The organism is Hoylesella buccalis ATCC 35310 (assembly GCF_025151385.1).
Classification (GTDB): domain Bacteria; phylum Bacteroidota; class Bacteroidia; order Bacteroidales; family Bacteroidaceae; genus Prevotella; species Prevotella buccalis.
In genome coordinates this window covers 2,531,782-2,544,039 of the sequence record NZ_CP102287.1, presented here as the reverse complement: position 1 = coordinate 2,544,039, position 12,258 = coordinate 2,531,782, and the positions used below count along the sequence as shown (strand labels likewise).

Below are 12,258 nucleotides of genomic sequence, written 5' to 3'. Positions count from 1 at the left end.
ATGATGAATACGGTTATCATTATTGATGAACCCGCAAACTATCAACTGGTCAACTTGTTAACTCGTGAACTCGTCAACTATCTCAATTAAACTTCCAGCGAAGGGTACAACGAATGTCCCTACCCAAGTCGTGTGCATAATAACGACTTCGATTGGTGTACTCCTTATACAATTGATTCAACACATTGGTTCCTTCGAACAACAAGGATAGTTGTTGATGGTGAGGCATTTTCCAGGTAACACCACAGTTAAAGCCCACCAAATGGTATGCCGCAGGCGTATCATCTGTTAGATCGGTAGCCGCATTAAACCTGCGTTGTTTGGCTACATAGCGATGTTCAATGCCCACAGAAGGATGCCAAGCCCCACTGACAGCAGGCTTCCACGACAGTTGTTGTGTGAGCTTAAACGACGGAATGTACGGCAAATACGCCTTGGTTCGTTGTTCGTTTGCCCATATCCATGATGCAAACACGCGATAATCAATCGTACGCAAGGGGTAAAAATGCGCATCTACATCCACTCCACGAAACAAGGCATTGGTCTGAACGTATTGAAATACGGGGTATGCTCCAGACACTACGACGATGTTCTCGTGCGTAGGATAATCGTAAATGTAATGATTAATCCATTGCACATATCCATCCACCCGGGCTTGCACCCATGTGTTGGCGTAGCTGAGTGAGGTCACCCACTTGTAACTCTGCTCTGAACGGAGCGTGGAGTCGCCACGCACAAACATGCCAGAGCTTAGCTCGTTGCCATTACTAAACAGTTCGTAAACGTGTGGTGCGCGCCATGCCATGCCCACGTTCGAGGCAAGTGTCAGTTGTTTGGTAAAATGCTGATGTGCCCCAAGCGTAAAGGTAACGTTCTCAAAGTGCCTGCTTCCGCCGTATCGATGCCCGGTCCAATCGTAACCATCGGCACGGGTAAGCTGGTAATCAAACCTTGTTCCGCCCTCTACACCCCATGTATCGCCCAGATATTTGCGCAACGCATAAGCACCAAGGGTGGTCTCTGTATAGTTGGGTATTACAGGTACCACTCCCGTTCCACGCTCATTACTATTCTTCATGAGCATACCTTGCGCCCCCCACTCTGTCTTCCAACGGTCAGACAGTTTACTCCAATGCCATTGTGATTGCAGTGATTGCAAGAAAAGACTAACCGAAGGGATGTCCGAATGGTTCATGCGACGGATGCGATTTTCACGCCTGTCGTCGGCTTGATAGGTGGTTTGCCAACTGCATTTCACGCGCCTACTGGGCTGATAATAAACATTGACAAAGGCGGTATGATGCGCCACGCGCTGAAAGGGATAATCTATTTGATAGGTAAAAGGCGTAAACTCAACCGGTTGCCCTATCCTGATGCGCTCTTGCAGCAACTGCTCGTTGCCCATTTGCGCACTACGCATCACCCCCATTTTCTGCCAAAACAAGCTGTAACCCGTCTCAATGCGCCACTGGTTGTGCTGGTATCCAAGCGAAAAAACGGCGTTGCGTTGCCGCATGCCCGTGTTGTTAAGCAGATAAGCCGCCGTACTTCGGTCGCCCGAGTGTTCAAAAGTGCCTTGCAAGCTCCACGCTATTTGGCGGTTAAAAGGCATCGTTCCCTGCATGTATCCTACCGTTCCCATCTGCCGTCCGTTGCTTCCATAGTAGCTCATCACGTCGGCTTGCATCTGAGGAGCGCCATACGGCAAGGGTTTGGCATTCATCAAGATGATACCACCCAATGCCTCAGCGCCATATCTTACCGACTCAGAGCCTTTCACAACCACCACGTCGTTGAAGGCATTCTTGTCGATTTCCGGCGCATGGTCTATCCCCCACTGCTGTCCGGTAAGCTTAGCGCCTCGGCTCACTACCAATATTCGGTTGCCATACATGCCGTGTATCACGGGTTTGGCAACGTTGGAACCCGTCTGAAGCATGCTCACCCCACTGACGTTCTCTAACATCGACGCCAAAGACTTACCCGCGGCACGGGCAATATCATCTTGAGTGAGTGTGGCACTCACACTGTTGGGCGTAACAATTTGTCGCTTACTCTTCACCACTACCTCGCCCAAAGTAATGGTATCTTTTAGATGTTGCCGAGGTATGTGTTCAATATCCTGCGCACTCACCAACGTTCTATTGCTCATCAACATACACGACAATAGGATGATAAGCCATAGTTTTTCCTTTTTATTCATTTGTATAATTTCTCCTTTTCATTCAATAGGCACCGACACAGCCATCCAATCATGATTGAATGGCCTTCAGTTTGCACTATTTTTCAATAAGATAGGCATCGCCTCAGCAATTACAAACAAGTTTGATTGCGTTCAGCTCGTACTATCTTTGCATAAAACAGGGGTATGAATATCATCATTCTTCAGCCGAAAGAAGTCTCTCTCCTCCGAATTATGAATTATGAATTAAGAATTATGAATTAAAAAAGGTGGCGAATGCGCGTTTACCGCAAGCGGTTCACGATAAACGATTTGTGTTGTAAATAGCGGTTTAACAATACGCTTTACAAGCAACACAGACTGCCAAACAAAGAGTTTGGGCATGCTCATCTTGCACAGGTCAAAGTTACAAATGTAACAATACGCCTGTACTGTGGGTTGATGTTGCTCTGTTTGGTCTAAGTGCTGTACATTTATGCTGTGCGCATGAACGTCTTTAACAAGAAGAGCCGAGATGAAGGTAAGCACCATCATCCACGCCATCAATCTGCGTTTCATCCTTCTTGTCATCATTCGCACTAAAATAACCTTACTATCTTTAGTACGCAAAAATAGACAAAATATGGTAATCGCATGGTAAAGATACCATTATTGTCACTATTTTTTCATTTATCTTAACAAAAATATTGTTTCTTTACAAGCGTTTGACAACCGTAAAAACGGATCACCTTCGGCTACTTCTTGGTTTGAAATTGATCTATTTTGTTCAGATAATAAGTCTTAAAGTCGTCCCAATGATAATAGGGAGCGATGTCGGTCGGGAGGGGTAGAGTGGTTTCGTCTTCGTTCAGAAGCACCTTCACGAGGATGTCGTGTGGATGCGCTTGCGAGCGATAGAACACAAACTGTAGGTTGCAGGCCATGGGGAAGATGCGGTAATCCAGCCAATTCTCATCATCCAAACGCTCCAAATCCTCAATCTGTTTGCCGTAACCATTGATGTCTAACAGGCACACCAGGGGCATCACCATCGTGTCGTGTCCGTAACGAAGCGTTGCGCCGGGGTGGGAGAGAGCCACGCAACTGTCGGCATCGGTGATGATGCGGCGCAGCAACATGCGTTGCGAATAGGGCTGAACAGCGCCATTCAAGGGCGACGGCCCATAGTTGATGTACCACCACGCATTGGTTTTGAGCCAAGCATCATACAACTCGTCGTGAGTAAAGAGATCTAAGAGCGACAGCTGGTGGCGCAGTTCGGTGCTCTGCACGTTGCTGGCAAGGTTGTAAAGTTGGGTGTTTAATCGTGTTGCGTCGACGTGTTCACGCCAATAGCTTTCATCCTTGAAAATTCGGTTCATCACTCCTACATGGTTGTCATGTCGCTTGGCAAAGGCCTCGTAGATATCTTTTACGTTTCCGGGCATTTTGTATTTGTGCAAAGCCGTGTCGCCATACACCAAATAGGGCATGTCATACGCACTGGCATCGTGCGTGATGTGCAGTTGAGGATTGAGCTTTGCCAGCTGCTGCAACGCATTTTCCATGGACAAGATGCAGCGAATAACGGTGCTGCTCTTGGCATCTACGTTTATTTTTCCACTCAGCACTTCCGGAAAACGCTCGAACATGCGGCGCGCTATCTGCTGATGTTGCTCGGCTCCGCGTAAGGTTAGCTCGCCCAATCGGCCTTTCGACTCGTTGCAAATCAGGGTTACTTTGCGCAACACCTCCTTGCCCAAAGAGGTGAGTTTTCCCAGGCTGTCGGACTGTTGCAGCGTGCGAAGCGGACTGTTGTAATCGTTTGGGTCAATGAGATAGCGCGAACCGTGCCGTCCATAATGACTGATGTAAAACGGAACATATCCCTTTGGTGCGGGCGTGAGCTGCGGTTTGAGCGGACCAGGATAAGCGTAATAGCCGTTGGCAGCCAACAAAGGGTTGTTGCGAATCTCGGTTTTAGAAAGTTGAGCGTTGGAGGTAATCCAACAAAAGCACAAAGACAGGATGATTAAAGTTTTGTTCATCGTGGTAACTATTGATTCATGAATGATGCAAAAGTAATGCTTTTGCAAGAAAAAGCAAAGCGTTTACTTGATGCTTTGCAAAAGTTATGTTATCTTTGCCTCAAAGAGTTTTTGCAGCAACTGTGTAAAACACGCATCCTTGCAAACTGCGCATGCTCTTTTTGTCAAAACAATGAATGATCATGTCAATACCCAATGAATGGTCGGACGACTATTGGTTGCTGTTGATGCAACTGTACCTGAAGAAGCCTATTGGCGTGAAAGCTTTGTATTCGCGCGCCATGGTTGACCTTTGCCTGGAGCTACACATACCGCCACAGACCTTATACGAGCAGATGTTTCGGCTGAGACGACTGGACACGCCACGCTTGGAAAAGCTGTGGAACGAGTATGCCGAGCACCCCAGCAAATTGGCTCGTGGGGTTAAGTTGCTGAGAAAGATGCGGGGATTTGGACAAGCTGCGTCGTTTTACGATGGGGTAGAGGTGAACGAATCATTTGAACACGACTTTAAACCGCTTGCGGCTGACGCGGAACTCACACCGATAATGCTCATCATCATCTTGGATTTGTATTTCAGGCTCGTACCTATTACCATGGTAGCCGAAACACCCGAGATTGTCAGTCTGGCCAAATTGATGCGCCTGAAACCAGGCAAAATCGTGGAAGTGATGACGGTTTTCAAGTTCTGTGACCCATACCTGAATCGTGATGACATGATGATTCATCCGCTGCTTGTACCCTGTCAGGACATTTGGCAGCGTTATGGCAACGCCAATCCGGAACACCTGGCCGCACTGGCCGCACAGCTCAAGGATTATTTTAAGGATTGATGAATGACGCTTTCTTAGCGTGCGCCAACCGAAAGCGAACCTGCCAGCAGCGCAATCTTGGAAAATTACCCCCAAAAGAAGCGGATTATAAGAATATCTTTTGTATTTTTGCATGTGCGTCAACAGTACATGAAGAACGCGCACGAACATCATCAGAAGAGATTGGATATACAGTAATGGCCAACAAACTCATACAGACTCAAGAGCAACGACAACAGCAGGTACAGCGACTCTCGCAGCAACAAATGTTGCAAGTGAAGCTGTTGGAGATGCCATTGACCGAACTGGAGGAGAGCGTCAACGCCGAATTGGATGACAATCCGGCGTTGGAGAAAGCCGAAGGGGAGGAACGCTATGAGGATGAAACGGATGGCCGGGACGAACGCGAGGAAGATTTTGCCGAGCGAACTGAACGCGAAGAGCGCGAAGAAGCATTGGACAAAGCCCTGGAAAACATCGGCAGGGACGACGAGATGCCTGACGCTTACGGAGCCTATCATCCGCAAGACAACGCCGACTATGAGGAGATTGTCTACGGAGACACCAAATCTTTCTACGACAAACTGAAAGAGCAGATGATGATGGAGAACCTCACGGACACGCAAAAAGACGTGATGGAATACCTCATCGGTTCGCTCGACGATGACGGTTACCTGCGAAAGGATATAGAATCGATTAGTGACGAACTGGCCATTTACCACAACATCGACGTCACGCCCACGCAAATAGAGGAGGTGTTGTATATTCTGCAAGGGTTCGACCCTGCGGGCATCGGCGCCAGGTCGCTGCAAGAGTGTCTGCTGTTGCAGGTGGAAAGGCGTCCAGAGAGCAAACTCAAAGACATCTTGCAGCAAGTAGTGACTCGCCAGTTTGACGCGTTCACCAAGAAACATTGGGACAAAATACAGGCCAACCTCAAACTATCCGACTTGCAACTGCAAGCGGTTCAAGAAGAAATACGTAAGCTCAATCCCAAACCCGGCGCATCAATGGGCGAGACCATGGGCAGGAACGTCCAGCAAATCACGCCCGACTTTATCATCGACGTGGATGATAACAACAACATTTCGTTCACACTGAACCAAGGAAAAATTCCACAACTGACCATCTCTCCATCGTTTTCCGACATGGTAGACACCTACAAAAACAACAAGGAGAATATGAACCGGCAGGAAAAGGAAGCGCTGTTGTACGCCAAACAGAAAGTAGACAAGGCGCAAGGGTTCATCGATGCCATCAAACAACGCCGACATACGCTGTACATAACGATGAAAGCGATTATAGACTGGCAGCGTAAGTTCTTCATCGACGGTGACGAGTCAGACCTCAAACCCATGATTCTGAAAGACATTGCCGATAAGACCGAACTGGATATCTCTACCATCTCGCGCGTAAGCAACATCAAGTATGCACAGACGAAATGGGGCACTTTCCCGCTCAGATTCTTCTTCACCGACAGCTATACCACCGAAGATGGGGAAGAACTCTCTACCCGGAAAATCAAACTGACACTGAAAGAAATAATCGACCACGAGGACAAACGCAAGCCGTTCAGTGATGAGGCGCTGGCCAAGGAACTGAAAAAGATGGGATTTCCCGTAGCCCGACGCACCGTAGCCAAGTACAGAGAACAATTAGGGTTATCGGTTGCCCGGCTTAGGAAAGAATAATTGACACATCGTTTGTCATTAATGACGCTAAAACATGAAGAAAAAACCATCCGCAAAGATACAACCTGCGGATGACACAATATGAAAGAAAAGAACATTATTTTGGCCGCTCGGACGATTAGCATCGTCTTCACACCTTTCTATCTGCCCGTGCTTGGGTTGGTAGCACTATTCATGTTGAGTTATCTCAACAGGTTGGTTCCTTGGTATTACAAGCTGACTGTCATCATGATGGTGTATCTTTTCACTGTATTGCTGCCAACCTTGTTGATACACCTATATCGAAAATACCAGGGATGGACACTACACGAGCTGGGAATGAAGGAGCGACGAATGGTGCCTTACATTATCTCGATTGTGTGTTACTTCGCATGTTACTACATCATGAACCTGTATCACATCCCACATTTCATCAGCAGTATCCTCATCACGGCACTCGCCATCCAGATTATCTGTGCGCTCATCAACGTCTGGTGGAAGATATCTACCCACTCGGCAGCCATCGGTGGCGTAACAGGCGCATTGATGTCGTTTGCCTTGTTGTTTCACTTCAATCCTACTTGGTGGCTCTGTTTGGCCATCTTGTTCGCAGGATTGGTGGGGTCGAGCCGCATCATTCTCAAGCAACACACACTTTCACAGGTGAACGTTGGATTCATTGTGGGTCTGATATCCGCCTTCTATATAATCTCAATGATTTGAAATCAAACTCTTAAAACAATATGAATATGAAACCATTAGTAAGCATCATCATGGGTAGCACAAGCGATCTCCCAGTCATGGAGAAAGCATGTAAGTTTCTAAACGACCTAAAAATACCCTTTGAAGTAAACGCTTTGTCGGCTCACCGCACGCCTGCTGCCGTTGAAGAGTTTGCCAAAGAGGCCGCAAACAGAGGTATCAAAGTAATTATAGCCGCTGCCGGAATGGCTGCTGCACTGCCTGGTGTGATTGCCGCCAACACCACATTGCCCGTCATCGGCGTTCCTATTAAAGGGATGCTGGATGGCTTAGACGCCATGCTCAGCATCATACAGATGCCACCGGGCATTCCAGTTGCCACGGTAGGAGTTAACGCTTCCATGAACGCTGCTATCCTTGCGGTGGAGATGTTGGCACTGACAGACGAAGCGATTGCGCAAAAAATCAAAGATCATAAAGCTGGATTGGGTGCCAAAATCACGAAAGCAAATGCTGATTTGGCACAAATAAAAGATTACGAATACAAGACTAACTAAGAGAAACGTGTACTCATGACAGATCTTTTTAATTATCAACGCCGTAAATCGAACGTAGTACATGTAGGTAATATCGATATGGGTGGCGATAATCCGGTACGCATCCAATCGATGACCACAACCGACACGAATGACACGGAGGCGTGCATTGAGCAAGCAGAACGCATCATTCAGGCTGGCGGAGAATTGGTACGACTCACCACACAGGGTAGGAGAGAGGCTGAAAACCTGAAGAACATCCATGACGGATTGCATGCCAAAGGGTATGACACACCATTGGTAGCCGACGTACACTTTAATGCTAACGTGGCTGACGTGGCCGCACAGCATACCGAGAAGGTACGCATTAACCCGGGAAATTATGTAGATCCCGCCAGAAAGTTCATACAATTAGAGTACACGGACGAGGAATATGCGCGAGAACTCAAAAAGATTGAAGACCGCTTTGTACCTTTTCTCAATATTTGTAAAGCCAACCACACCGCCATTCGCATAGGGGTAAACCACGGATCGCTATCGGATAGAATACGAAACCGATACGGTGACACGCCCGAAGGCATTGTAGAAAGTTGCATGGAGTTTCTCCGTATCTGCAAAAAGCAGCAATTTCACGACGTCGTCATTTCCATCAAGGCAAGCAATACGGTAGTGATGGTGCAATCAATGCGCTTGCTTGTCGACACAATGGACAAGGAAGACATGCACTATCCCTTACACCTTGGCGTGACAGAAGCTGGAGAAGGCGAGGACGGACGCATCAAAAGCGCGGTGGGAATCGGTGCTTTATTGGCAGATGGCATCGGAGACACCATCCGTGTATCGCTTTCCGAAGAACCCGAATGTGAGATACCTGTGGCCAAATACTTGGTAGATTACGTCGCAAAGCGTGCCGGACACCTGATAATTCCAGCAGAACCCAACAAACATTTCAACTATCTTCGCCCTGAAAGGCGTAAAACACGTGCAATTGGCAACATCGGTGGAAGCAACGTACCCATTGTCATTACTTCGAATGAAGGCTGCAAGGCCGACTACATTTACGTGGGAAACCAAGTTCCTAAATATGCAGAAGACCGGAAATATATCGTTGATTACAGCGAATATCATGGCGAAAAACATACCTATCCCATCTTTCCAGCCATGGCTATGCCATTCATTGGTAGCATGAAGTCGGACATCAAGTTCCTTGTTTTGCAGTTCGGAACGCCTACAGAGGAATATGTTGCGTGCCTAAAAGCCCATCCCGAGATTGTTGTGGTGTGCATGAGCAACCATCAAAACAGGGTAGGAGACCAACGAGCATTGGTTCACGAGATGATGAACAACGGTGTATACAATCCCGTAGTCTTCGCTCAAATGTACCGTCATGATGAGAAAAGCGACTTCCAACTGGACGCGTCGGCCGACATGGGAGCATTGATGATTGACGGATTGACAGATGGTATCTGGCTCATGAACGATGGAAAACTGTCTGATAGCGTATTGGAAGAAACGGCATTCAATATCTTACAGGCAGGAAGACTGCGCATGAGCAAAACCGAATACATTAGTTGTCCGGGCTGTGGACGCACCTTATACGATCTACAACAGACCATTGCGCGCATTAAAGACGCCACAAAAGAGATGAAAGGCCTCAAGATAGGCATCATGGGATGCATTGTCAACGGTCCTGGAGAGATGGCTGATGCCGATTATGGCTATGTAGGTGCCGGCCCGGGAAAGGTTTCTTTGTACAGAAAACAAACCTGTGTGGAGAAAAACATCCCTACGGAAGAGGCGGTAGAACACCTGCTCAAACTCATCCATGAGGACCAGAAAACGGCCAAATCAGCAGCTGAACCAACCGCATCACTACTGACTTAAATACCTATCTACATGAATTAAAAAGGACGATACATGCTCGCTGCCGACAGATACGCCGACAGCGAGCATCTGTATGCACGCTGCTGACGTAGCTATTCATTCGAAAAGGCTTCTTCTTCGGCCTTGGCAATGATTTCCTCATCGCTCATTCTTTGGGCGCTGATATCGTCTAAATGCAGCTCATCAATCTCATCTACCAAGTTGGAGATAACAGGCGACTCTTCAAGAACCTCTTCTTGAGAATCGGTAAAGACCTCTTCCTGGAAGGGTGATTCGTGCTTTTGTACCGGTAGGTCTTCACTCTTCACCACGATGAAATCATCCTGTGGATGCGTATCCGGCACGATAACAACCGGCTCTTCTTCCATCTTGGTGCGGTTGGTCTTGGCGGCAAACACCTCATCGATGAACTGCGGCTTGCGTTTCAGTTGTTCCAACGTAAGCTTACTGGCCAGCTGTTGACTCTCTTTCTTGCTGAATCCCTCACCAGAACACCCCTCAATTCCTTCCAATTCGGCTGCATACTTAAAGACCGGGTTACCGTTTTTATCCTGCCCTTGATTCAACAGCTTGAAGTTAATCTTCACTTTGTTTTTCTGGCTCCATTCAATCAGCTTACTCTTGAAATTCACTTCCTTGTAAGCCACCTTATCAATGTTGAGCATTTCCTTCAAGATACGGTCTTTCATGAAGCGCATACAAGCATCGTAACCACGATCCAGATAGATGGCACCCACAAGCGCTTCGAACGCATTTCCGCCCATATAACTGTTATGCGAGGCGTTGCGTCCGCTACTAAGGATAAGCTTGCAAATGCCCATCTCATTGGCCAACTTGTTCAAAGTACTGCGTTGAACCAGCTTACTGCGTGTGTTGGTGAGAAATCCCTCACGCTTACCGGGAAAATGCTCGTACACGATATGCCCTACGGTAGCATCGAGAATGGCATCACCGAGAAACTCCAAACGCTCGTTATTCACGGGTTTGCCCTTGGCATTGCGACGCATGACGCTCTTATGCATCAAGGCCAATTTGTAATAACTGATATCGTGTGGATAGAAACCGATGATACGGCATAAAGACGAATAAAGCTCCCTTTCACGACGGAAGGGGAGCTTTATCCGATCGAGAATATTACTCAGCATATTTCTTGAATACTACGCAAGCGTTATGTCCACCAAACCCGAACGTATTACTCAATGCTACACGCACCTCACGCTTCTGAGCTTGGTTGAACGTATAGTTCAGTTCGTAATCAATTTCAGGGTCTTTGTCATCCTCCTCATGATTGATAGTGGGAGGAATGATGCCGTCCCGAACGGCCAACACACAGGCCATAGCCTCTACAGTACCTGCTGCACCCAGCAAGTGGCCGGTCATACTCTTGGTAGAACTGATATTCAACTTGTAGGCATGGTCACCAAACACATCCTTGATGGCTTTAACCTCAGAGATATCTCCAACAGGTGTAGAAGTACCATGCACATTGATGTAATCAACATCTTCTGGCTTCAGACCGGCATCTTCTAATGCTGCGGTCATCACCAGCTTAGCACCAAGACCTTCCGGGTGGCTGGCCGTGATGTGATAAGCGTCGCCACTGGCACCTTCACCAATCATTTCGGCATAGATTTTGGCACCGCGCGCCTTGGCATGTTCCAACTCTTCAAGAATCAAACAACCTGCTCCCTCGCCCATGACGAAACCGTCACGACTGGCGCTGAACGGCCGTGAAGCATGTTCAGGGTCGTCATTACGGGTTGACAACGCATGCATGGCATTGAATCCACCCACACCACTGGCCGTAATGGCTGCCTCGGCACCACCTGAAACGATGATGTTCGCCTTGCCCAAACGAATGAGATTGAATGCATCTGACAAGGCTGTGCTCGAAGAAGCACACGCACTGGTTGTGGTATAGTTGGGACCATGAAATCCAAAGTGAATGGAAATCTGTCCGGAAGCGATGTCGGCAATCATCTTAGGAATGAAGAATGGGCTGAATTTAGGTCCGTTTTCCTTATTCAAGGCATAATACGAAACCTCTTCTTCGAAGGTTTTAATACCCCCGATACCCACACCATAGATAACACCGATACGGTTTTTGTCTTCTTTTTCCAAGTCAAGTCCAGCATCTTTTACACCCTGCATGGCCGAAATCATGGCCAACTGCGTGTAGCGATCCAGCTTGCGTACGGCCTTTCTATCAATATAGTCGTTGATGTTCAGGTCTTTTACCTCACAAGCAAACTGTGTCTTGAAGTTGGAAGTATCAAATAATGTAATAGGAGCAGCACCACTCTTACCTGCCAACATGCTTTTCCATGTTTCTTCAGGCGTATTGCCAATAGGTGTCACGGCACCAAGTCCTGTTACTACTACTCTTTTTAATTCCATTGATTGAATAAAAAAAATTGATTAAAAGCAAATTGAAATTGAGCTGAA

General features: G+C 47.5%; 10 protein-coding genes. 5 read left to right on the top strand and 5 right to left on the bottom strand.

Features of this window, described 5'->3' with window-relative positions; all coding sequences use genetic code 11:
- Positions 1–82: 82 nt before the first annotated feature.
- The 3 genes from NQ518_RS10495 to NQ518_RS10485 all read right to left on the bottom strand — a co-directional run bounded on the left by NQ518_RS10495 (position 83) and on the right by NQ518_RS10485 (position 4,209).
- Positions 83–2,203, bottom strand: coding sequence for a TonB-dependent receptor (locus NQ518_RS10495; protein WP_227206464.1), 2,121 nt, complete (start codon positions 2,201–2,203; stop codon positions 83–85).
- 225 nt (positions 2,204–2,428) lie between these two features.
- Complete coding sequence (locus tag NQ518_RS10490; RefSeq protein WP_227206466.1) at positions 2,429–2,740, bottom strand: hypothetical protein; 312 nt, start codon at positions 2,738–2,740, stop codon at positions 2,429–2,431.
- Positions 2,741–2,916: 176 nt separating this feature from the next.
- Positions 2,917–4,209: a histidine-type phosphatase gene (locus tag NQ518_RS10485; RefSeq protein WP_227206468.1), complete on the bottom strand. Its 1,293-nt coding sequence runs from the start codon at positions 4,207–4,209 to the stop codon at positions 2,917–2,919.
- A gap of 182 nt (positions 4,210–4,391) precedes the next feature.
- On the opposite strand from NQ518_RS10485, the gene NQ518_RS10480 reads away from it, so the two are divergent.
- From NQ518_RS10480 to NQ518_RS10460, 5 genes are all read left to right on the top strand, one after another.
- On the top strand, positions 4,392–5,042 hold the full coding sequence (locus NQ518_RS10480; RefSeq protein WP_227206470.1) for a hypothetical protein: 651 nt from the start codon (positions 4,392–4,394) through the stop codon (positions 5,040–5,042).
- Positions 5,043–5,218: 176 nt separating this feature from the next.
- Positions 5,219–6,712 carry an RNA polymerase factor sigma-54 gene (rpoN, locus tag NQ518_RS10475; protein ID WP_227962373.1) on the top strand — a complete coding sequence of 498 codons (1,494 nt, stop codon included), beginning with the start codon at positions 5,219–5,221 and terminating at the stop codon, positions 6,710–6,712.
- Between the two features lie 81 nt (positions 6,713–6,793).
- Positions 6,794–7,414 carry a phosphatase PAP2 family protein gene (locus NQ518_RS10470; RefSeq protein ID WP_004347835.1) on the top strand — a complete coding sequence of 207 codons (621 nt, stop codon included), beginning with the start codon at positions 6,794–6,796 and terminating at the stop codon, positions 7,412–7,414.
- Between the two features lie 26 nt (positions 7,415–7,440).
- Entirely contained in the window at positions 7,441–7,950 is a 510-nt protein-coding gene (gene purE, locus NQ518_RS10465; RefSeq protein ID WP_227961974.1) for a 5-(carboxyamino)imidazole ribonucleotide mutase, read from the top strand.
- A 15-nt stretch (positions 7,951–7,965) separates the two neighbouring features.
- The gene (locus NQ518_RS10460; RefSeq protein ID WP_227961976.1) at positions 7,966–9,813 is read left to right on the top strand and encodes a 4-hydroxy-3-methylbut-2-en-1-yl diphosphate synthase; all 1,848 of its coding nucleotides are present in this window, start codon (positions 7,966–7,968) and stop codon (positions 9,811–9,813) included.
- Positions 9,814–9,905: 92 nt separating this feature from the next.
- On the opposite strand, the gene rnc is transcribed toward NQ518_RS10460, so the two are convergent.
- Positions 9,906–10,958, bottom strand: a complete 1,053-nt coding sequence (gene rnc, locus NQ518_RS10455; protein ID WP_227961978.1) for a ribonuclease III — start codon at positions 10,956–10,958, stop codon at positions 9,906–9,908.
- On the bottom strand, positions 10,948–12,210 hold the full coding sequence (gene fabF, locus NQ518_RS10450; RefSeq protein ID WP_227961980.1) for a beta-ketoacyl-ACP synthase II: 1,263 nt from the start codon (positions 12,208–12,210) through the stop codon (positions 10,948–10,950). The genes rnc and fabF overlap by 11 nt, the downstream gene beginning before the upstream one ends.
- Positions 12,211–12,258 lie beyond the last annotated feature (48 nt).